Source organism: Sphingomonas sp. PP-F2F-A104-K0414, from assembly GCF_004340945.1.
Taxonomy (GTDB): domain Bacteria; phylum Pseudomonadota; class Alphaproteobacteria; order Sphingomonadales; family Sphingomonadaceae; genus Sphingomonas.
The window spans coordinates 117961-139009 of record NZ_SLYD01000005.1; the positions used below are offsets into that span (position 1 = coordinate 117961).

Annotated in this window: 18 protein-coding genes; 9 read left to right on the forward strand and 9 right to left on the reverse strand. The window is 66.6% G+C overall.

Annotated elements, in window-relative coordinates; translation table 11 throughout:
* The first annotated feature begins 1 nt into the window (after nucleotide 1).
* A complete protein-coding gene (gene trpC / locus C8J46_RS12980) occupies nucleotides 2-793 on the forward strand; it encodes an indole-3-glycerol phosphate synthase TrpC (RefSeq protein ID WP_132739895.1) in 792 nt (263 codons plus the stop codon).
* Complete coding sequence (gene moaC / locus C8J46_RS12985) at nucleotides 790-1257, forward strand: cyclic pyranopterin monophosphate synthase MoaC (RefSeq protein WP_132739898.1); 468 nt, start codon at nucleotides 790-792, stop codon at nucleotides 1255-1257. Before trpC ends, moaC begins: the two co-directional genes overlap by 4 nt.
* Nucleotides 1258-1346: 89 nt before the next feature.
* On the opposite strand, the gene C8J46_RS12990 is transcribed toward moaC, so the two are convergent.
* Nucleotides 1347-2039 carry an energy transducer TonB gene (locus tag C8J46_RS12990; RefSeq protein WP_243643375.1) on the reverse strand — a complete coding sequence of 231 codons (693 nt, stop codon included), beginning with the start codon at nucleotides 2037-2039 and terminating at the stop codon, nucleotides 1347-1349.
* 596 nt (nucleotides 2040-2635) lie between these two features.
* Here C8J46_RS12990 and C8J46_RS12995 point away from each other — a divergent pair.
* Both C8J46_RS12995 and lexA read left to right on the forward strand, forming a co-directional pair.
* Nucleotides 2636-3817, forward strand: coding sequence for a molybdopterin molybdotransferase MoeA (locus tag C8J46_RS12995; protein WP_132739901.1), 1182 nt, complete (start codon nucleotides 2636-2638; stop codon nucleotides 3815-3817).
* A gap of 68 nt (nucleotides 3818-3885) precedes the next feature.
* On the forward strand, nucleotides 3886-4557 hold the full coding sequence (gene lexA, locus C8J46_RS13000; protein WP_132739903.1) for a transcriptional repressor LexA: 672 nt from the start codon (nucleotides 3886-3888) through the stop codon (nucleotides 4555-4557).
* 469 nt (nucleotides 4558-5026) lie between these two features.
* Here the strand turns inward: lexA and C8J46_RS13005 are convergent, their stop codons facing one another.
* A complete protein-coding gene (locus C8J46_RS13005; protein ID WP_243643421.1) occupies nucleotides 5027-7123 on the reverse strand; it encodes a ComEC/Rec2 family competence protein in 2097 nt (698 codons plus the stop codon).
* 249 nt (nucleotides 7124-7372) lie between these two features.
* On the opposite strand from C8J46_RS13005, the gene gltX reads away from it, so the two are divergent.
* From gltX to C8J46_RS13020, 3 genes are read left to right on the forward strand one after another with little or no spacing between them, the layout of a single operon-like run.
* Entirely contained in the window at nucleotides 7373-8758 is a 1386-nt protein-coding gene (gene gltX / locus C8J46_RS13010; RefSeq protein ID WP_243643376.1) for a glutamate--tRNA ligase, read from the forward strand.
* Between the two features lie 25 nt (nucleotides 8759-8783).
* Nucleotides 8784-10067, forward strand: coding sequence for a citrate synthase (locus tag C8J46_RS13015; protein WP_056048581.1), 1284 nt, complete (start codon nucleotides 8784-8786; stop codon nucleotides 10065-10067).
* The gene (locus C8J46_RS13020; protein WP_107962026.1) at nucleotides 10067-10270 is read left to right on the forward strand and encodes a hypothetical protein; all 204 of its coding nucleotides are present in this window, start codon (nucleotides 10067-10069) and stop codon (nucleotides 10268-10270) included. The genes C8J46_RS13015 and C8J46_RS13020 overlap by 1 nt, the downstream gene beginning before the upstream one ends.
* Here the strand turns inward: C8J46_RS13020 and C8J46_RS13025 are convergent.
* The 3 genes from C8J46_RS13025 to C8J46_RS13035 all read right to left on the reverse strand — a co-directional run bounded on the left by C8J46_RS13025 (nucleotide 10244) and on the right by C8J46_RS13035 (nucleotide 13934).
* The gene (locus tag C8J46_RS13025) at nucleotides 10244-11623 is read right to left on the reverse strand and encodes a HAMP domain-containing sensor histidine kinase (RefSeq protein WP_132739906.1); all 1380 of its coding nucleotides are present in this window, start codon (nucleotides 11621-11623) and stop codon (nucleotides 10244-10246) included. The genes C8J46_RS13020 and C8J46_RS13025 overlap by 27 nt on opposite strands.
* A complete protein-coding gene (locus C8J46_RS13030) occupies nucleotides 11620-12687 on the reverse strand; it encodes a DUF2336 domain-containing protein (RefSeq protein ID WP_132740770.1) in 1068 nt (355 codons plus the stop codon). Before C8J46_RS13030 ends, C8J46_RS13025 begins: the two co-directional genes overlap by 4 nt.
* A 65-nt stretch (nucleotides 12688-12752) precedes the next feature.
* Entirely contained in the window at nucleotides 12753-13934 is a 1182-nt protein-coding gene (locus C8J46_RS13035; RefSeq protein ID WP_132739909.1) for a hypothetical protein, read from the reverse strand.
* A 292-nt stretch (nucleotides 13935-14226) separates the two neighbouring features.
* Here C8J46_RS13035 and C8J46_RS13040 point away from each other — a divergent pair, with 292 nt between their 5' ends.
* The gene (locus C8J46_RS13040) at nucleotides 14227-16512 is read left to right on the forward strand and encodes a hypothetical protein (protein ID WP_132739912.1); all 2286 of its coding nucleotides are present in this window, start codon (nucleotides 14227-14229) and stop codon (nucleotides 16510-16512) included.
* Between the two features lie 101 nt (nucleotides 16513-16613).
* Nucleotides 16614-17393, forward strand: a complete 780-nt coding sequence (locus C8J46_RS13045; protein WP_132739914.1) for an SDR family oxidoreductase — start codon at nucleotides 16614-16616, stop codon at nucleotides 17391-17393.
* 150 nt (nucleotides 17394-17543) lie between these two features.
* Here the strand turns inward: C8J46_RS13045 and C8J46_RS13050 are convergent, their stop codons facing one another.
* The 4 genes from C8J46_RS13050 to C8J46_RS13065 all read right to left on the reverse strand — a co-directional run bounded on the left by C8J46_RS13050 (nucleotide 17544) and on the right by C8J46_RS13065 (nucleotide 21049).
* The gene (locus C8J46_RS13050; RefSeq protein ID WP_132739917.1) at nucleotides 17544-17825 is read right to left on the reverse strand and encodes a DUF1467 family protein; all 282 of its coding nucleotides are present in this window, start codon (nucleotides 17823-17825) and stop codon (nucleotides 17544-17546) included.
* 4 nt (nucleotides 17826-17829) lie between these two features.
* A complete protein-coding gene (locus tag C8J46_RS13055; protein WP_132739920.1) occupies nucleotides 17830-19467 on the reverse strand; it encodes a ribonuclease J in 1638 nt (545 codons plus the stop codon).
* A gap of 63 nt (nucleotides 19468-19530) precedes the next feature.
* Nucleotides 19531-20307 carry a type III pantothenate kinase gene (locus C8J46_RS13060; RefSeq protein WP_132739923.1) on the reverse strand — a complete coding sequence of 259 codons (777 nt, stop codon included), beginning with the start codon at nucleotides 20305-20307 and terminating at the stop codon, nucleotides 19531-19533.
* Nucleotides 20308-20317: 10 nt separating this feature from the next.
* Nucleotides 20318-21049, reverse strand: a complete 732-nt coding sequence (locus tag C8J46_RS13065) for a biotin--[acetyl-CoA-carboxylase] ligase (RefSeq protein WP_132740773.1) — start codon at nucleotides 21047-21049, stop codon at nucleotides 20318-20320.

A 21049-nucleotide genomic window follows, 5' to 3' on the forward strand; every position in this document is an offset into this window, starting at 1 on the left:
CATGACCATGCTCGACCGTATCCTCGAGACCAAGCGCGCCGAAGTTGCCGCGCGCAAGGCCACGACCTCGCTCGCCGACATCGACGCCGGCATCGCCCGCATGTCGAAGCCTCGCGGCTTCCGCGCCGCGCTCGACGCGAAGAAGGGCGACGCCAAGACCGGCTACGCGCTGGTCGCCGAGGTCAAGAAAGCCAGCCCCTCGAAAGGCCTGATCCGCGCCGACTTCGATCCCGTCGCCCACGCCCGCGCCTATGAAGCCGGAGGCGCCGCCTGCCTCTCGGTGCTGACCGACGAAAAGTGGTTCCAGGGCTGCGACGCCTATCTGACCGCGGCCCGCGACGCCGTCTCCATTCCCGTCCTGCGGAAGGACTTCATGGTCGACCCGTGGCAGTCGACCGAAGCGCGCGCGATCGGCGCCGACTGCATCCTGATCATCGTCGCCGCGCTCGACGACATCCAGATGGCCGAGATCGAGGCCTCCGCGCTCGAATGCGGCATGGACGTGTTGGTCGAGGTCCACGACGCGCACGAGATGGAGCGCGCGCTGCGGCTCAAGTCGCGCCTGATCGGCGTCAACAACCGCGACCTGCGCGACTTCTCGGTCGACTTCCAGCGGACCTACGACCTCGTCGGCAAGGCGCCCAAGGACTGCACCTTCGTCGCCGAAAGCGGCCTGACGACCCGCGCGGAACTCGACGCGATGGCCGAACACGACATCCACTGCTTCCTGATCGGCGAAGCACTCATGCGCCAGGACGACGTCGAAGCCGCTACTCGGGCGCTCGTCGGATGACCGGCCTGACCCACATCGACGAAGCCGGCGCGGCAAGAATGGTCGACGTCGGCGGCAAGGCGGTCACCGCCCGCGAAGCCGTCGCCTCCGGCCGCATCACCATGTCCGCCGAAGCCGCCGCAGCGATCGGCGCCGGCACCGCGAAGAAGGGCGACGTCCTCGCCGTCGCGCGGGTCGCCGGCATCATGGCCGCCAAGCGCACCAGCGACCTCATCCCCCTCTGCCACCCGCTCCCGCTTACCAAGGTGGAGATCGAACTCGTGGTGGACGAAACCGGCGTAACCGCCACCGCCACCGCCTCGACCGAAGGCAAGACCGGCGTCGAAATGGAAGCCCTGACGGCGGCCACCGTAACGCTCCTGACGATCTACGACATGGCCAAAGCGATCGACAAGACAATGGTCCTCACGGACATCCGCGTCCGCGCCAAGAGCGGCGGCAAATCCGGCAACTGGACCGCTTGAAAGAACCCTCTCCCCAACGGGGAGAGGGAAAGCCGCCAAAGGCGGCGAGGGTGAGGGCAAGCCAAGCAAAGCGCGCCTAGCCTGAGACTTCAATCCCCATCCATAGACCAGTCGTGGCTTTCCACGATCGTAGACTCCACCGGCCGCCCCGCCGCATCGAGCGACGGATCATACCGAAACCGCTGCTCGATCAACCGACACGTCAAATTATCCAGCACCCGGCTCCCGCTCGACCGGGTCACGCGGCACCCCGACACCCGCCCATTGGTTTCGACCAAGTACCGCACATACACCCGCCCTCGGATCCCGGTCTCGGCGGCCTCCCGCGGATAATCCGAATCCCGCAACCGCCCGCTACGCCACTCCGGCGGCGTCTCCTCGCCCCCGCCGCCATCGCCGTCGCCATATCCCCCACTCCCGGTGCCATTCCCGACTCCGCCACTTCCGGTCCCCGGCCCGCGAATATCCGAAGCCCCCGCCGTAGCCTGCGCCCCCACGCCAGCCTTCTCCGCGACCACGACAGGCGGCGGCACCACAACCGGCACCACTGGCTTTGGCGCCACCACCTCGGTAGCCTTCGACTTCAAATTAGGCGGCGACGCAGCCCCCTCCGGCTTGCGACTAGGCGAAGGCCGAGGCCTCACCTTCTCCTCGGGCGGCGGTGGCGGAGGCGGCGCCGCATCGAACACCTTCAACGCATCGCTCACCGCCGCCGGCATCGGCACCACCAGCCCGTTGAGCAGCGCATAACCCAGCACCCCCGGCAACACGACAGCACCCACCGCCGCCCCGATCCTGTCTCTCGCCCGAGGCTGATTCCGTGTCATCATGCTGATCTGGTGTCTCTTTCCCCCAAACAAAGCCCCGCAAAGGATGAACCCGCGCTGGCTAGAGGTTCGAAGGGCGCGAAGGCGATCACCCGCATCCACTCGCCGACCCGAAAGAAAGCAGCGGCACCAACCTACCAGCACCACCCCAGCGAACTGGCTCCACCCCGGCGAACGAGCACCCCCCCGGCGAAGGCCGGGGTCCAATTGGGAAGGCCAGCATTATAGCAACCGCCCTCCGCCCAACCCCTGTTTCCCCGCGAAGGCGGGGACCCAGTCTGGGCTCCCGCCTTCGCGGGAGAACAAGTAGGCAGTAGCGAACGTTCGATATCGGTCGACATGGTCAACCAAGACGCCGTCACAGGGGGCCGCCATCGCTCTGCCCGCCAAGCCAACAACGCCTGTCCTACACACCAAACCCATGGCAGAGCGCGGAACATACCCGCGCACCCCGCGCTTCTCATCTACCAAACACAAACCGCCAAACCGCTCCCAGCGTCTACACTTCCTATACTTCACTTTTCAGAACCGCCCAAAAACAGAGCCTTAGCATGACCCTAGTCCCCGTCGCCGAAGCCCAGTCCCGCCTCTTCGCCATGGCCCCCCGCGTCGGCCACGAGACCGTGACGCTACGCGAAGCCGCCGGCCGCTGGGCCGCCGAGGACATTCTCGCCCGCCGCACGCAGCCCGCGGCGGACCTGTCGGCCATGGACGGCTACGCAATCCGTTACGCCGACCTCCCGGGCCCCTGGAAAGTCATCGGCGAAAGCGCCGCCGGCCGCCCCTTCGCAGGCAACGTCGCCTCCAACGAGGCCACCCGCATCTTCACCGGCGCCGCCATGCCCGACGGCGCGGACACCGTCATGGTCCAAGAAGAAGCCGAGCGTGACGGCGAAACCCTGATCCTCGCCGGCGAAGGCCCGCCAACGCTCGGCCGCAACACCCGCCGCAAGGGCCTCGACTTCTCCACCGGCACCCGCCTGATCGCCGCCGGCGACCGCCTCAGCCCCGCGCGCATCGCCGTCGCCGCGACCGGCGGCCACGGCAGCCTCACCGTCAACCGCCGCGTCCGCGTCGCCGTCGCCGCCACCGGCGACGAACTCGTCCCCCCCGGCTCGACCACCGACGGCGTCGCGCTCCCCGAATCGAACGGCATCATGCTCGCCGCGATGCTCGCAAACATGCCCGTCGACCTCATCGACCTCGGCATCCTGCCCGACAATCTCGAAGTCCTCCGCAAGGCCTTCGCCAGCGTTTATGCAGACCTGCTCGTCACCACCGGCGGCGCGTCGGTAGGCGACCACGACCTCGTCCGCCCCGCGATCGAAGCCGCCGGCGGCACCATAGATTTCTGGCGGATCGCGCTGCGCCCCGGCAAGCCGATGATGGCCGGCCGGATCGGCGAGATGATGGTGCTCGGCCTCCCCGGCAACCCGGTCTCCGCGTTCGTCACCGCAACGCTGTTCGTGAAGCCCGTCGTCGCGCACATGGCCGGCGCACGCGATCCGCTCCCCCACTCGACCCACGCGCTGCTCGGCGAAGACCTGCCCGCCAACAACGCCCGCACCGACTATCTCCGCGCCGAACTGCGCGACGGCAAAGCCTACGCCTCGACGATCCAGGACAGCTCGATGTTGCTGACGCTGGCCCGCTCGACCTGCCTGATCGTCCGCCCCGGCAACGCACCGGTTGCAAAGACAGGCGAATCGGCGGAAATCCTCGTGATCGTGTGAAGCGAGCGCTTGACGGCGTTAATTATGTTCCATAGAAGTTCCCAGTCTGTTCCGGACGGAGAACCGCCATGCTCACGCGCAAGCAGCACGAACTCGTCTGCTTCATCAACGATCGCCTCAACGATACCGGCGTCTCGCCGTCGTTCGAGGAGATGAAGGACGCCCTCGACCTCAAGTCGAAGTCGGGCGTCCACCGTCTGATCAGCGCGCTCGAGGAGCGCAACTTCATCCGCCGCCTGCCAAACCGCGCGCGTGCACTCGAAGTGCTTCGCATGCCCGAGCGTGCCGAGAAAAAGGCGCCATCAAAGGCGTCGAACGTAAAGCCCGCGCCCGCTACCGCGCCACAGCCAGCGAACGACGTCGTCGAGATCCCCCTCCACGGCCGCATCGCCGCCGGCGTCCCGATCGAAGCGTTCGAAGGCAGCACGATGCTGGCCGTCCCCGCCGCACTGCTGGGTTCGGGTGAACACTATGCGCTCGAAGTCTCCGGCGACTCTATGGTCGAGGCCGGTATCCTAGACGGCGACTACGCCCTGATTCGCCGCACCGAGACCGCCCGAGACGGCGAGATCGTCGTCGCCCTGATCGAAGACAGCGAAGCCACCCTGAAATACTTCCGCCGCGAAGGCGCCATGGTCCGTCTCGACCCTGCAAACCGAGCCTACGATCCCCAACGCTACGCACCCGCCCAAGTCCGCGTCCAAGGCAAACTCTCCGGCATCCTCCGCCGCTACGACTGAATGGCAGGGACCGGCCCGCGTCATCGCGACGCAGGCCGGTCCCGGTTTCGGTCGCTAAGAAAAAGCGACAGCTAGGCCGGTAAGCCATGTGCTTTTTCCTACCGGCAACAGCGACCGGTCTGTTCAGCAATCTAAGACGTGCAACACGCCGTCGGAGACATTTGGTCGACACCCCCAAATAAACACCGCCAAGCGTACGGAAGACTCTCTCACCCTCGATGCACAGGCGCGATTTAGACTCAAACCCTCAATCTCTGCGCCTCTGCGCCTCTGCGCGAACATATCGCCGCCAATCGCCCAGGTAGCGAAGGATTGGTTCGCGCGGAGACGCGGAGATGTGGTGTTTAGATTGGCCTCTATTTGACTTCATAGACCACCGAAAAACCGACGTCGGCTTATCGTTCATGGAAGTGTGAATGTCTCCCAAATCGCATCACCTTCGCGCCTTTGCGCCTTCGCGTGAATATTTCTACTTTCCACTACCTCGGCTGGCGCGAAACGCCGACGCAGCACCGTGAAACCGGCCATGTCGCGGCCCGAACGCCTGCGCGGTGTGTTCGAGGAGAGGCGGATTGCGCCACGGGTGACGATCGCCGGCGTTGAGGATGGTCACGACAGTCCCGCTCCCCAAGGTCAGCGCGACACCGCCCGTCCGCCGGAGCACACGACGATCCAGCTTCAGCCACCGCGGCGCACAACGTTTCGGCAAACCGCGTTCGCTGACGACGACATCGGCACCGCGGCAGGCGGCAAGGAACTCGGCGATCGGAACCATATAAGCGCTGCGGGTCGCCAGGATGCGCCACATCCGTCCTCGTCCAGCGATATCTGTGACGCACAGATCGCGGCTGCATCGGGCATCGGGTTGGTCCGCGAGCAGGAGCGGCTCGCCATCCACCCCACCATTCTCGGCCAGCATGTCACGCGTATAGTCGCCCGCCCGGTCGCGCAGCATCGCCAGCCCCGCCGCAGTCCGTACCGCGACGTGGCGACCGTCACCCGTCACCAGAACGTCCGGCGCCGGCGTGGTCAGTGCCCAGATCGCGCCGACGGCCAGCGGCACCAGTCCAAGGCGTCGCCACTGGGTCCGCCAGAGCGCAATCCAAATCCCCCCGACGATCATTAGCGCGAACGCCGCCGTCGGCATCGCGGGCAACGACCGCACCGAGCCGGGAGCGCTGGCGACGATATGCGCCAGCCAGAGCAGCGCATCGAGCGAGCGTTGGACCAGCCACCAGATCGGCGCGCCAAGACCGCCCGCATCGAGCAGCAGTGCCAACGCTTCCAGCGGCATCACCACGAACGTCGTCAGCGGGATCGCGACGATGTTGGCGAACGCGCCGTACAGCCCCGCCTTGTGGAAATGATAGACCGCGATCGGCATCAGCGCGAATTCGACCAGCAGGCCCGTCAACAGCAGCGATGCGACACCCCGCGCGAGTTTGCGCCCGCGTCCTTCGTCATGCGGACCAAAGAACGCGCGGATCACAGGATGCTCGTGCAGCGCCATGATCGCGGTGATCGCCGCGAACGACAGCTGGAAGCTCGGTCCGGCTGCCGATTCGGGCAATACCAGCATGACGCACGCCGCTCCGGTCGCGACGAGCCGCAACGTCATCGCCTCGCGTCCCATCGCCAGTGCCGCCAGCACGAGCAACGCGGCCACGCACGACCGGATCGTCGGCACTTGGCTCCCGGTCAGCAAGGTATAGCCGATCGCCGCCGCCGCACCCGCCAATGCAGCGATCAGCGGCAGTCGCGCATGAAGCGCCAGCCAAGGACTGAGCGCCAGTAGCCGCAGCACGATCAACATCGTCGCCGCCACCGCCGCGGTGATATGCAACCCACTAACCGACAGCAGATGCGCGAGGCCCGCCCGGCGCATCGCCTCCGAATCTTCTTCGCTGATCGCACCAACGTCACCCGTTGCGAGCGCTGCCGCTATGCCGCCTGCGCTGCCGTCCAGTCGCGAGACGATATGGTGCGACAGAGCGACGCGAATGCCCGCACCCGATTTGCTCGGCGCCGTCACCACCACCGGTGCGAAGCCGCGCCCGGTCGCGCCGATTCCGCCGAACCACGCGACGCGCGCAAAGTCGTAGGCGCCCGGCACCGCTGGCAAAGGCGGCGGCATCAGGCGAGCGCGCAGGTGTACGACTGCCCCGGTCCCGAGCAGCTTCGGCGCATCGGTCTCCGCGAGGTTGACGCGGACCCGGTAAGGCAAGGCAACCGGCTGCCCATCAGTCTCCTTACCTTTGCCAAGTGGCAGAACCGTCAATCGCACCAATTTTCGCGCCACCAGCGGCTCGATCGCCTCAACCTTCGCCGAGAAGCTCGCGATCGTCGGGCCGCCCAACACCGGTCGTGCCACCGATTCCGACCGAGCCCAGATCAGCCCAAGACCGAGCCCCGCAGTCAGCAAACCAATCGCCAGCGCGCGCGCCGCACGTCCGCCCTGCCCCACCGCCAGACACGCAAGCCCGCTCGCCACCAACAGCAACACCGCCACGCACCATGCCGCCGGGTCCGACAGCGCAAACCACAGCGCTATCCCACCCCCCAGCATCACCGGCAGCCACAGCACCAACTGGTCGCGCTCCGCCTCCAGCCAGCGCTCGACCGCCAGCCCCCCGCGCTCCACGGCAAGCCCGACGACAGCCCCCCATCGCGGCACGCCCATTTGTCGCCGCCAAGGACGCATGCTAGGGGCGGCGACGGCTGTCATGGCCATCGTTTCTCCATCGTTTCATCAGTCTGGGAGCACCCGCGGTTGGGCGCAATATCTGATACGGGCACCGCCAATTCGGCCGCACCCGTGGTTACCCGTTTCGCTCCGTCGCCGACGGGGTTCCTGCATCTTGGCGGCGCGCGCACCGCGCTGTTCAACTGGCTGTTTGCGAAAGCTAATGGCGGCAAGTTCCTGCTGCGGATCGAGGATACCGACCGGGTCCGCTCGACCCAGCCGGCGATCGACGCGATCATCGACGGGATGCGCTGGCTCGGACTCGACTGGGACGGCGATGTCGTCATGCAGTTCGCGGGCGCCGAGCGTCACGCACAGGTCGCGCACGAAATGGTCGCGAACGGGCACGCCTATCGCTGCTACATGACCAACGACGAAATCGCCGCGATGCGTGCCGAGGCACAGGCCGCGAAGAAGCCGCTCCGCATCCGCAGCCCGTGGCGCGATCGCCCCGAGAGCGAAGCGCCGAACCTGCCCCACGTCGTTCGTCTGCGCGCGCCGCAGGAAGGCGCCGTCACGATCGAGGACCGCGTGCAAGGGTCCGTCACGGTCAAGAACGAAGAGATCGACGACCTCGTCCTGCTGCGCTCGGACGGTACACCGACCTACATGCTGGCCGTCGTCGTCGACGATCACGACATGGGCGTGACGCACGTCATCCGCGGCGACGATCACCTCAACAATGCGTTCCGCCAGCTGCCGATCTACCGCGCGATGGGCTGGCCTGAGCCGATCTACGCGCACATCCCGCTGATCCACGGCCCCGACGGCGCCAAGCTGTCGAAGCGTCACGGCGCGGTCGGCATCGAAGCGTATCGCGACGAGATGGGTATCCTGCCCGAGGCGTTCGACAATTACCTGCTACGGCTCGGCTGGGGTCATGGCGACGACGAGATCATCAGCCGCGAGCAGGCGGTAGAGTGGTTCGACTTGTCGGGGGTTGGCAAATCGCCCTCGCGCTTCGACCTGAAGAAGCTCGAGAACCTCAACGGCCATTATATCCGCGAAGCCGACGACGCGCGTCTCGCGCAACTCGCCGCGGATCGTCTCGGCCACGACCTTCCGTCTGGCGGACTCGATCTTCTGACTCGCGCGATGCCCGTCCTGAAGCCACGTGCCGCAAACCTGAACGAGCTGGCCGAAGGCTCGAATTTCCTGTTCAGCCAGCGCCCTCTGGCGATGGATGACGCTGCGGCGAGCCTTTTACAGGGTGAAGCGAGTGCGATTTTGGTCAATGTCCATGCCGAACTTGACGCGCTCGCCACGTGGGATACGGAGGCGCTCGAAGGCGCGGTACGGCGCGTGGCCGAAGCGCGGGGCGTCAAGCTCGGCCAGGTCGCACAGCCGCTTCGCGCCGCGCTGACGGGACGCAAGACGTCGCCGGGGATTTTCGATGTGCTCGACCTGCTCGGGCGCGACGAGAGCCTTGGCCGGATCGCCGACCGGATGGCTAGCTGATAAGATTTCGAGGAAGGATACAAGCATGAGCGAGACCGCAACCCTCAAGGTCGACGGCAAGGATTTCGAGTATCCGGTGATGTCCGGTACGGTCGGACCCGATGTCATCGATATCCGCAAGCTGTACGCGCAGACGGACAATTTCACCTATGATCCGGGCTTCACGTCGACGGCGTCGTGCCAGTCGAAGCTGACCTATATCGATGGTGACGCCGGCACGCTGCTGCACCGCGGCTACACGATCGGCGAGCTGGCCGAACAGTCGAACTTCATGGAGGTCGCGTACCTCCTGCTCAACGGCGAACTGCCGAGCGAAGACGAGCTGGCGAACTTCTCCAACACGATCACGCGCCACACGATGGTGCACGAGCAGCTCGCGCAGTTCTTCCGTGGCTTCCGCCGCGACGCGCATCCGATGGCGATCCTGTGCGGCGTCGTCGGCGCACTGTCGGCGTTCTATCACGATTCGACCGACATCCACGATCCGGCGCAGCGCGTCATCGCGTCGCACCGCCTGATCGCCAAGATGCCGACGATCGCCGCGATGGCGTACAAGTACAGCGTCGGCCAGCCGTTCGTCTATCCGGACAACACGCTGAGCTACACCGGCAATTTCCTGAAGATGACGTTCGGCGTCCCCGCCGAGAAGTATGTCGTGAACCCGATCGTCGAAAAGGCGATGGACCGCATCTTCATCCTCCACGCCGACCACGAGCAGAACGCGTCGACCTCGACCGTCCGTCTCGCCGGTTCGTCGGGCGCCAACCCGTTCGCGTGTATCGCGGCCGGCATCGCCTGCCTGTGGGGCCCAGCGCATGGCGGCGCTAACGAAGCCGCGCTCAACATGCTGCATGAGATCGGCACCGTCGATCGCATCCCCGAGTATATCGCCCGCGCCAAGGACAAGAACGATCCGTTCCGCCTGATGGGCTTCGGCCACCGCGTGTACAAGAACTACGACCCACGCGCGGCGGTCATGCAGACGACCGTCAAGGAAGTGCTCGGCGAGCTGGGCGTCACCGACCCCGTGTTCGACGTCGCGATCGAGCTCGAGCGTCTGGCGCTCAGCGATCCGTACTTCATCGAGAAGAAGCTGTTCCCGAATGTCGATTTCTATTCGGGCGTGATCCTGTCGGCGATCGGCTTCCCAACGTCGATGTTCACCGTCCTCTTCGCGCTCGCCCGCACCGTCGGCTGGGTCGCGCAGTGGAACGAGATGATCACCGATCCAGACCAGAAGATCGGCCGTCCGCGCCAGCTGTACAGCGGCCCGACCGCACGTGACTACGTCCCGATGGCGTCACGCTAATGAAGACGCTCCGGCCGATCCTGATGATCGTCGGCGTGCTCAGCGCGCTGATGGGTCTGCTCTGGATCGGCCAGGGGCTCGGTTACGTCCACTGGCCGCAGTCGAGCTTCATGCTCGACCAGCGGCCATGGGCGGATCGCGGTGCATTTCTCGCCGCGTTCGGCCTCGCGCTGATATTAGTGGCGCGCCGGATCCGCCGGTAACGTCAAGACGAACCGCGCGCCTTCGCCGGGCGCGCTCTCGATCATGAGATCGCCTTGCATCGCCCGCGCCAAGCGTCGTGCAATATACAGGCCGAGCCCGTTGCCCCCGGCCTCCGACGGATCGACCCGCTCGAACTTCTCGAAAATCCGGATCTGATCCTCGGGCGCGACGCCCTTGCCCTGGTCCGCGACGACGACAATCGCCTGCGTCTCGGACCGCTCCACCGACACGGTGACATGCGACCCCGCGGGTGAATAGCGCACCGCGTTGCCGACGAGATTGACCAGGATCTGCAGCAAACGCCGGAAATCGCCGAGGGCCGGCACGCGTGCGTCCATCGCCGGCCGAACGATCGTCACCTCGGCATTGCTCGCGCGTACGGTCAGCAGACCCGCAGCGCGGCGAGCGACGTCGGCGAGGTCGATCGGCTCGGGTGCCAGCGCGAAGTCCGGACGCTCGACCGCTTGCAGATCGACGAGATCGTCGACCAGTTCGAGCAGATGCCGGCCGGCGCTGGCGATATCCGCGGCGTAATCGGCATAGTCGTGCTGCACCGGGCCATCGGCCTGCGCGTTGATGCTGTCGGCATTGGCGACGATCCGCGCGAGCGGAATCCGCAACGCCTTGTCGAGCCCGCTGGTGAAGGTCGGCGACAGCCTGTCCGCGGCAACGGGCGCCAGGGCGTCCTCGACGACCATCCGCGCCACGCCGACGAACCCGGCAAAATCGCCCGATGCATCGTGCCGGACATTGGCGGTCAGCGTCACCGCGCGGCCCGAACTCCGAAGATGCGCGGGCTGCGCAGCCATCGCCCGCCGCCTCGCCAGCGAGTCGAGAATCGGCAACGTCCCGTCCGTTCCGGCATCGAGCGCGAACATCGCCGTCAGCGGCTGGCCGAGCAGCGCGAACGCATCGAACCCATGCTTCGGCCCCGCATCCAGCGTCACGAACGTCAGCCGCAGCGCGGAGTCGGTTTCCCACCGCCAGTCGGTATCGCTGCCGAGAAAATCATTCTGCGCATCGGGTGCCGGCCGCGCCGGGCGCCATGCGACGATCTCGCGCCAGCCGCTGACCGTAAGACGGACGTTCTCGCCGTCCGGTTGCGCGCGCACCCACAGATCGACGTCGGTCTCGTCGTCCGCGACCACCACGCCGCGCGACACGACGATGCCAAGCCGCCGTGCGAGGCGGGCGATCGTCGCAAGCTGCGGCACCGCCAACGGCGCGCCACGCATGCCGCCCGCGCGCTGGTTGAGCGCGATCAGCGCCGGATCCGCGAACGACAGTGAGCCGTCGGGTGCAACGATCGCGTGGGCAATGGGGCTTTCGGTCGAAGGGTCGAACACGCTCATCGCCGACCCGTACGCGCCAGCGCCCGCAACGCCATCCGAAAATCGCGGTTCAGTGCCAGTGGTGCGATCGACGCCCGCGCATCCTCGACACCGACCGCAACGATCGCATCCAAAGCGTCCGCAAATGCCTCGATATCGCGCCGCGGGTCCGCTTCCGACAGGGCCAGCCCGATCCGGGCGATCGTCGGCCGATCCATGTCGAGCGCGCGCAACGCCAGCCACAGCCGGTCGCCCTCGGGCTCCAGCGTGATCGCCCGCGCCTGATCGAACGCGATGCCGAGCGCATGCGCCAGCACCGCCACGAACAGTGACAATCGCCGATCACCGATCGATTCGACCAGCACTGCGGCGAGTTCATTGGGCCGCGCATCGAGCGCCCCCGCCAGCCGCATCGCCACCGCATCGGGCCGCTCGCCCTCGTCATGCGCCGCGAGACTGCGCTGCGCCGCGTCGGTGATCGCGCGGTCGCTCTCGCGCGTCGCATGCCGCAAGCCGTCGCGGATTGCCGCCGCCACCCACCAGACCAGCCGGTGATGGAGTTCGGCGGGGAGTTCGCTCCCACCGACCACACCCTGTTCGTTCGCGACCCGCCGTCGGCTCTCCGCCGCAAGCAGGGCCGACGCCGCCGACGCTACGATACTGTCCGGCACGCCAGCGAGACGGACCAGCAGGCTCGCCTCGTCGGGCTCGGCCACCTCGACCGGCAGCGACGCCGCGATCAGATCGTGGCGGACGCGCGCGATCAGTTCGTCCATCAACTCCTCGTCACGGAGCAATCCAGCGCGCGTCAGTCGATCGACGACGCCCCCCGCGCCCGCCTTGAGGATCGCCTCGCCCGCCTTCGTCGATCCGTTTCCGGCAAGCGACCGCGCGGCGTGGCGGCGGATATCCCACTCGATCGAACCGACGATCGCATCAAGCACATGCGCCAGCATCAGCCGCGTCCGGTCGTCCAACCGCGCATCCGCATCGAGGAAGAAGTCGGCGATCGTCCCCGCCAGTCGCGTCTCCGCGCGCAAGCGCACGGTCTCGGCCCGCGCGAGCGGATCGTCATAGGACGGCATAGCGTCAACTGGGTCTCGGCCGACCGACATCGCCCCGTGCTTAGCCTCCGGTCGTTAAGGTCCGCCTAAGGCGCGCGGCGCAATCGTTCGATCACCGCCGCCAGCGTCGCGGTCGCATAGGCCGCGGTCAACCCCAATCCCACTACCGAAAAACCGACCAGTGCGGTCAGCGTCACGATCAGCAGATACGCAGTCGGACTGCCCCACCAGAACTGGCGCTCGCGTTCGACGATCGCGCGCTCGGCCAGTCCGCCGATCGCGACGAGGGCGGTACCGATCGCCAGCGCGGTGTTCTCGCCTGCATAGCCGCTGACGAAGAACGCAAAGACGAGGATCGCGGCGGCAACGACACCGCCGATCGCCACGGTCTGGCCATGCGCCATCGGCTCTTCGTCGCGAAGCCCGCTCAACACCGAACCAAGTGCCAATGCGATGCACCCGACCAGCGCCAGGATCAGCCCGGTCGAGGACAGGCCTACGCCGATCGTCACCAGCCCGGCGACGCCCAGCGCCAGCCCAGCTGCGCCCACCGTGGTCCCCGCGACGCCGCGATCGACCAGCAGCGGCAACGCCAGCCGCGCGATCGGCGCGAGCACGAACCGGTCGAACCAGCCGCGCCGCCCCGACACGATCGTCATCAGCACCGCACGCCCGCGTTCCTCCAGCGTCCGCGCCTGCCGCTCGATACCGTGCCCACCGCGCACCGCATCGGTTGGCAGCAACACTTGCGTCGCGCGCGACTGTACCGCCAAGCGCAACAGCGACGACTGAAGATCGTAATCCTGTGGCAAAGCCGAGACCTCGGCGATCCGGCTCGAACTCAGCCGGGCGACCCCGGCCCACGCCATCTGCCCGCCGACACGTTCGAACCCCGGCCCGGCATCGCTCTCCGGCACGACGAGCAGGCAATCGCCCTCCTCGCCCGCCATCGCCTTGACGATCGCCTCGGTGGTGACCAGCCCGTCGCCGAGCATCAGCACGCGGGCGAGCGGATGCAGCTTCTCGACCGCTTCGGTCGCCGAGCGCACCGTATCGACCGAAACGCCGCGCCGCCCGATCCGGTTGATCGCCCCCAAAAGCTCGGGCGTCATCCGCGCGACGACGACGATCACCTGCGACACGCCGGCCGCGATCAGCAACCGTGCCTGGTATTCGATAAGCGTGACGCCGCTGAACGGCAGCGTCGCGGCCAGACGATCGGGACGATCGTCGGCGTCGTGAATTGCAAATAATAGGCCGGCAAGCATCGCAGGCTGTTAGGCGGTACGCGCCGTCCTGCAAAGCCCGCGTTAGGTCGAACTGCCCTGCGTCGCGGTTCGGTTCAACGTTACGCGCGAGAAACCACCCGGCTGGGGCGACTATACCGCCACATCCTCCCGTGCTTATCACATGGATCGACCGCGGCTTCTCGCGGCGCCACCACGATCATACGCCGTGTCGCCCCGCTTACCGGACGGATGTTCGCCGAACCGTCGCATCATCCGTTTTGTCCGACGACAATCCATGATACTTCCGCAATTCATGAACGGGGGTTCGTCAATGATCGGGTTTCGCGCGTCGGCAGGCAATGCCCATCCCATTCGCGCGGACATCGTGATGGATCCGGTGATAGAAGACATGTCCGAAACCGTCACCGAGCCCCATTTCGACGAGCCCTCGCAAGAGCCTGCGCCCGAACGCGGTCCGCTTTTCGCCGGTATTGCGGTCGCGATCGTAGCGATATGGCTAGCCGCGATGCTGTGGATCGCACGCGGTTCGCTGGCGACGATCGAACCGGTCGCGCTGGTCCAGTTCATCGCCGCGCTCTGTATCGTCCCTGCGCTCGTCGGCATCGTCTGGCTGCTCACCATGCGCACCAGCCGCACCGAGGCGCATCGGTTCGGCATCACCGCGCAGGCCATGCGCGACGAAGCGGCCAGCCTGGAGCGCACCGTCGCAGTGCTGTCGGACACGATCGACGCCAATCGCCAGCACCTTGCCGAACAATTGAACGCGCTCATGGCGATGGGCGGCGGCGCGACCGAACAATTGGCCGCGATCGGTCGCGGCATGGTCTCCGAAATCGACCAGGCTGCAGCCCACGCGCGCAACCTCGCAACCTCGACTGCCGGCGCACAAACCAGCCTCGGCGTCCTGATCGCCACCCTTCCCCGTGCACAGGCGGATATCGACGACGTCGCCAAGCGTCTCGAACGCACGGGTCTGTCGGCCAGCGAACACGCCGCTGCTCTCGACGCGCAGATCGTTGCGCTCGCCGAACGTGGCCGCGAGGCCGACGCGATGGCGAGCGGCGCCGCGCAACGCCTCGCCGCGCACATCGTCCGGATGGAGGCGACCAGCCAGACCGCGGGTGCGCATCTCGAATCGGTGACCGACGGCATGTCCGCTGCGGTCGACGCGCTGCTCAACCGCACCGCCGATGCGGTCGATCTGTCGCGTCGCGGCATCGCTGCACAGGGCGACGCGATGCTGGCGATGGTCGGCGCCAACCAGGCCGCGCTCGACAGCGCCGCGCGTGACAGCGCCGAAGCGCTCGCGCACCGTATCGCCGCGGTCGAGGACGCGATCGAACGCGTCGCGATCCGCCTCGATCTACAGCGTAGCGCCGGCGACCGGATCGTCGACGACCTCCACACTGGGCTCGGCGAAGTCGAATCGCGGATCGAACTGCTCCACCGCCATGGGACCGAGCGCACGCAAGACCTCGCCGCATCGATCAGCGCACTCGGCGGCTCGGCGAATGCGATGACCGAAGCGTTGCGCGCGGGCGACGACATGGCGCACCGCACGATCGCCACGACCGAAACGCTGCTCGTCGCGCTCGACGCCGCCGCACGCGAGATCGACGAGACCATGCCTGAAGCTTTGGGCCGGCTTGATTCTCAGGTGCTTGCAAGCAAGAGCATCGTCGTCTCGGCACGCCCCGAGCTGCTCGCGCTCGTCACTGCGGCGGAAAGCACGCACGACGCTATCGAGGCGATCGCCGGCGTGATCTCCGAACAGCGCCTCGTCCTCGACACGCTGTCGACCGACCTGCTCAACACGCTCAATACCGGTCGCGCAAAGGCCGATGCGCTCGGTCACATGGTCGACGAGGCGATCGGCCGCACGCAACATTTCGCCGAAGACGCCGCGCCGCAGTTGATCGAGGCACTCCACCGCGTCCGCGAGACCGCCGCGGTCGCAGCCGACAAGGCGCGCGAAACGCTGTCGAAGGTCATCCCCGAGGCCGCAGCCGCGCTCGAGGCCGCCAGCGCCGACGCGATGCGCCGCGCGACCAACGACACCGTGGAACGCCAGGTCAAGGCGCTCACCGACGCAACCGGCGCTGCGGTCGATGCCGCCACCGGCGCGACCGAACGCCTTGCGCGTGAAGTCCAGACGATCGTCGACCAGACCGCAATCGTGGAAACGCGGATCCAAGAGGCGCGCACCGAACGCGAAGACGCCGACCAGGACACCTTTGCGCGTCGCGTGTCGCTGCTGATCGAGTCGCTCAACTCGGCGTCGATCGACATCACCAAGGCGATCGCACCCGAAATCTCGGACAGCGCATGGGGCGCGTACCTCAAGGGCGACCGCGGGGTGTTCACCCGCCGCGCGGTCCGCATTCTCGACGCCAGCGAAGTCCGCGAGATTGCCGGCCTCTACGACGAGGACGAGACCTTCCGCGAGATGGTCAACCGCTACATCCACGACTTCGAAGCGATGCTCCGCACGATCCTGACGCAACGCGACGGCTCGCCGCTCGGGGTCACATTGCTGTCGTCCGACATGGGCAAGCTGTACGTGGCACTGGCACAGGCGATCGAACGCTTGCGCTGAGCCCGACCGAATAGGAGTTCTCGAAATGATCCAGCGCCACCGCTGACGCGGCCATCGCCAGCGGAGCAATCCGCCGACCGGACTCATATTTCGAGGCTTACATGCCCAGACTGAACACCAAGATCTGCGTCGTCACCGGCGCCGCGCGCGGCATCGGCCGCGCGATCGCCGAGCGCTTCCATGACGAGGGCGCCATCGTCATCCTCACCGATATCGACAAAACCATTGGCGCCGAGACTGCGGCAGCGATCGGCTGCCGGTTCGAAAAGCTGGACGTCCGCGAAGGGGCGGACTGGCAGCGACTGTCGGAGATCGTTCCGGTCGCCGACGTGGTCGTCAACAATGCCGGCGTGACGGGGTTCGAGCACGGCATGGTCGCGCACGATCCCGAACATGCGAGCTTGGCGGACTGGCGCGCGGTCCATGCGGTCAATCTGGACGGCACGTTCCTCGGCTGCCGCTATGCGATCGGTGCGATGAAGGCCGCGGGCACGGGCTCGATCATCAACATCTCGTCGCGGTCCGGGCTGGTCGGCATCCCCCTCGCCGCGGCTTATGCGTCGTCAAAGGCGGCGATCCGTAATCACAGCAAGACGGTGGCGCTGTATTCCGCGCAACAGGGGTGGAAAATCCGCTGCAACTCGGTGCATCCGGCCGCGATCCTGACGCCGATCTGGGAGCCGATGCTCGGGGATGGGCCGGACCGCGAGGCGCGGATGGCGGCGCTGGTGGCGGATACACCGTTGAAGCGGTTCGGGATGCCGGACGAGGTCGCCGCGGTTGCGGTGATGCTGGCGTCGGACGAGGCCACGTACATCACGGGAACCGAGATCAATATCGATGGCGGGCTGCTCGCGGGCTCTGCCGCGTCACCGGGATAGCCGCTCCCTCACGATCCTCCCCCGCAAGGGGGAGGTGTCACCGAAGGTGACGGAGGGGGAGGACACGGAACAAAGGTTGGCGCGTGCCTCCCCCTCCGTCTGGCCGAGGCCAGCCACCTCCCCCTGGCGGGGGAGGATCGCGGGGTCGCCCTAGCGAGTGACCATGTTGCCGCGGTCGAACAGGTCGACCGTTTGCGGAGTGATCCACCCGTAGGCATAGTTCAGCTGGAACAGCACGAACAGCACCGTCGCCACCACCGTCACCCGCAACGCCGTCCGCCCCGAGCGAAACTCATGCGGCGCGCTCTCGGCTTGGCCGGGGACGTGTTCGCCCCCGACCTCGCGCGTCGTCTTCACGCCGAACGGCAGGACCAGGAACACCGAGAACGACCAGAACAGGACGTAGATCGCGAGTGCCGAGGTCCAGCGCACCCGATCAGCCCTCGATCAGCAGCACGTCGACGATCGGCTGCTTGCCGGTCCAGCGCTTCGCGACCTTGCGCACCGCAAGACGGATCTGCTCACGCATCTTCTCGCTCTCGCGCTTGCCGCCGCGCACTGTGTCCGCGGCTGCCTGGACCGCATCGGCGATGAATGCCGCGCGGTCTTCCTCGACCGGCACGCCCTGCACGCGAACCTGCGGCTGGCCAACCATCCGGCCGTCCTTGCCAAGCGCGACACCGACCGAGATCTGACCGTTGATCGCCAGCTTCCGCCGCTCGCTCAGCGTCGCGCCATCCGCCGGGAGGATCACGTCGCCGTCGAGCACCAGACGCCCGACGGTCGCGTTGCCGATCTTCGCAGGGCCCTTGGGCGCCAGACGGATGATGTCGCCGTTGCTCTGCACGATCGCGCGCGGAATGCCCTGCTCGAGACCAAAGCGCGCATGCTCCATCATATGACGCATCTCGCCGTGCGTCGGCACGAGTACCTCGGGCCGCAGCCAGTCATACATCTGCGCGAGTTCCGGCTGACCCGGGTGACCCGACACATGGACGTGCGCCTGGCGCTCGGTGATCATGCGGATGCCCCTGGCCGCCAGCGTGTTCTGGATGCGACCGATCTGGACCTCGTTGCCCGGGATCTGCTTCGACGAAAAGATCACCGTGTCGTCGGCTTCGAGCGTGATCGTGTGCTGGCCATTGGCCACACGCGCCAGCGCCGCACGCTCTTCACCCTGGCCACCGGTAGCGATGATCAGCACCTTGTTCTTGGGCAGGCGCATCGCCTCGTCGGGGCTGATCGTGTCGGGGAAATCCTTCAGATAGCCCGTCGCGCGCGCCACCTTGATGATCCGGTCGAGCGAGCGCCCGGTCACGCACAGCTTGCGCCCGGTTTCCTTCGCGACTTCGCCGAACGTGTGCAGCCGCGCGGCGTTCGACGCGAAGCTGGTGATCATCACGCGGCCCTTGGCCTTGCTGACCTCCTCGAACAGCCCCTTGCGGACGGTGCTCTCGCTGCCCGACGCGGTGGTGTTGAAGATGTTGGTCGAATCGCAGACCAGCACGTCGACGCCCTTGTCGCCGATCGCCATGAAGCCCTCGGGCGTGGTCGGGTTGCCGATCACCGGGTTCTTGTCGAGCTTCCAGTCGCCGGTGTGGAACACGCGGCCGTAAGGCGTGTCGATCAGCAGCGCGTTCGCCTCGGGGATCGAATGCGACATCTCGACGAAGGTGAAGCCGAAAGGCCCGAGCTGGAAATTGCCGCCCATCGGGATCATCTTGAGCTTCACGCGGTTGGCGATGCCCTCTTCCTCGAGCTTGCCGCGGATCAGGCCCATCGTGAACGGGGTCGCGTAGATCGGCACGCCGAGATCTTCGGCGAGGTACGGCAGCGAGCCGATGTGATCTTCATGGCCATGCGTGATGACGATGCCGAGCAGGTCGTCGATCCGGTCCTCGATGAAGGACAGGTCGGGCAGGATCACGTCGACGCCGGGATATTGCGGATCGGCGAAGGTGATGCCGAGATCGACCATCACCCACTTGCCCTGGCAGCCGTACAGGTTGACGTTCATGCCGATTTCGCCGGAGCCGCCAAGGCCACAGAAAAGGAGTTCGTTCTTCGGAGTCATTGATTACTTTCAGGATTATACAGGAATATGGCCCGCAGGCCGGTCGGCGCGAGCCCAATGGCCCTAGATATGGTGACGATCCCACATCATCGCCAGCCCCTGGATCGTCAGGTCGGCTTCGATGACGTCGAACACGTCGGTCTGTTTCTCGAATAATGTGGCAAGCCCGCCGGTGGCGACGACCTTCACGGGACGGCCGATCTCGCGTTTCATCCGCGCGACCAGCCCCTCGATCATCGCGACATAACCCCAATAGATGCCGATGTGCATCTGCGAGACGGTGTTGAGCCCGATCACGCTGGTATCGGTCGGCGCCTCGATCGCGATCCGCGGGAGTTTCGCCGCGGCGGTCACCAGTGCGTCGAGCGACAGGTTGATCCCCGGCGCGATGATCCCGCCCTTGTACGCGCCGCTATAGTCGACGACGTCGAACGTGGTCGCAGTGCCGAAGTCGATCACGATCAGGTCGCCGGGATGCAGCGCATGCGCGGCGATCGTGTTGACCGCACGGTCGGCACCAAGCGAGAAAGGCTCGTCGACGTCGATTGCGATGCCCCATTCGACCGGCGGATGACCGGCGATCAGCGCGTCGGTATTGAAGTATTTCGACGCGAGCACCTGGAGGTTGTGGAGCGCGCGCGGCACGACGGTGGCGACGATCACGCCCTCGACCGCGGTGCGATCATGCCCGCCGAGCTGCATCAACTGGCTCAGCCACACCGCATATTCGTCCGCCGTCCGCCGCGGATCGGTTGCGATCCGCCAGCGCGCGACGATCTCGCCGGCTTTGACCAGCGCGAACACGACATTGGTATTGCCGGCATCGATCGCGAGCAGCATCAGCGGGGCCTCAAAGCAGGAAGACGTCGGCAGCGTGAATGACACGCCGCTCGCCAGACGCCAAGCGGAGGATCAGTGCGCCGTCGGTGTCGAGCCCGACGAACAGACCGTCGATCCCGCTGCCATCGGGGAGGCGAGCGGTCAGCGCGGTGCCGGCGGGATGCGCGCAATCGACCCAGCGCTCGCGGACGGGGGCGATACCCTCGGTCCGCCAGCGACCGATCCAACGCGCGAAACTGTCGGCGAGGATGTCGAGGAACATCGCCGGTTCGACCACCACGCCGTGCGCGGCGAGATCGGTCGTTGCACGATCGGGCAGATCGGGATGATGCGCAATGTTGACGCCGTAGCCGACGATCACCGCATTGTCCGCACGTTCAAGCAGGATGCCCGACAGCTTGGCATCCGCGAGCAATAGGTCGTTAGGCCATTTCAGGACCAGCGTCTCGCTCGCATCGGTCGTGCCCTGGCAGATCCCGGCTACGAGGAACGTCGACACCGTTTCCTGCAACGCGACCGCGGCGACCAGCGCGAGGCTGGCGGCCGGCGGATCGTTCGGCCGCAACCGGACCAGCGTGCTAGTGTATAGGTTACCCTCGGGCGACGACCATTCGCGCCCGAGCCGTCCCCGTCCCGCCGTCTGGCGGATCGCGCGCAACCAAAGACCGTCCTCGGCACCGCCGCGTGCAAGCTCCAGCAGGTCGGCGTTGGTCGATCCTGTCTCCGCGACGGTGCGGATGAT

Excerpts from the sequence above, each read along its gene's own strand:
- trpC (WP_132739895.1), top strand. The coding sequence starts at position 2 with ATGACCATGCTCGACCGTATCCTCGAGACCAAGCGCGCCGAAGTTGCC.
- moaC (WP_132739898.1), top strand. The coding sequence starts at position 790 with ATGACCGGCCTGACCCACATCGACGAAGCCGGCGCGGCAAGAATGGTC.
- C8J46_RS12995 (WP_132739901.1), top strand. The coding sequence starts at position 2,636 with ATGACCCTAGTCCCCGTCGCCGAAGCCCAGTCCCGCCTCTTCGCCATG.
- lexA (WP_132739903.1), top strand. The coding sequence starts at position 3,886 with ATGCTCACGCGCAAGCAGCACGAACTCGTCTGCTTCATCAACGATCGC.
- C8J46_RS13005 (WP_243643421.1), bottom strand. The coding sequence starts at position 7,123 with ATGCTGGGGGGTGGGATAGCGCTGTGGTTTGCGCTGTCGGACCCGGCG.
- C8J46_RS13015 (WP_056048581.1), top strand. The coding sequence starts at position 8,784 with ATGAGCGAGACCGCAACCCTCAAGGTCGACGGCAAGGATTTCGAGTAT.
- C8J46_RS13020 (WP_107962026.1), top strand. The coding sequence starts at position 10,067 with ATGAAGACGCTCCGGCCGATCCTGATGATCGTCGGCGTGCTCAGCGCG.
- C8J46_RS13025 (WP_132739906.1), bottom strand. The coding sequence starts at position 11,623 with ATGAGCGTGTTCGACCCTTCGACCGAAAGCCCCATTGCCCACGCGATC.
- C8J46_RS13030 (WP_132740770.1), bottom strand. The coding sequence starts at position 12,687 with ATGCCGTCCTATGACGATCCGCTCGCGCGGGCCGAGACCGTGCGCTTG.
- C8J46_RS13035 (WP_132739909.1), bottom strand. The coding sequence starts at position 13,934 with ATGCTTGCCGGCCTATTATTTGCAATTCACGACGCCGACGATCGTCCC.
- C8J46_RS13040 (WP_132739912.1), top strand. The coding sequence starts at position 14,227 with ATGATCGGGTTTCGCGCGTCGGCAGGCAATGCCCATCCCATTCGCGCG.
- C8J46_RS13045 (WP_132739914.1), top strand. The coding sequence starts at position 16,614 with ATGCCCAGACTGAACACCAAGATCTGCGTCGTCACCGGCGCCGCGCGC.
- C8J46_RS13055 (WP_132739920.1), bottom strand. The coding sequence starts at position 19,467 with ATGACTCCGAAGAACGAACTCCTTTTCTGTGGCCTTGGCGGCTCCGGC.
- C8J46_RS13060 (WP_132739923.1), bottom strand. The coding sequence starts at position 20,307 with ATGCTGCTCGCGATCGATGCCGGCAATACCAATGTCGTGTTCGCGCTG.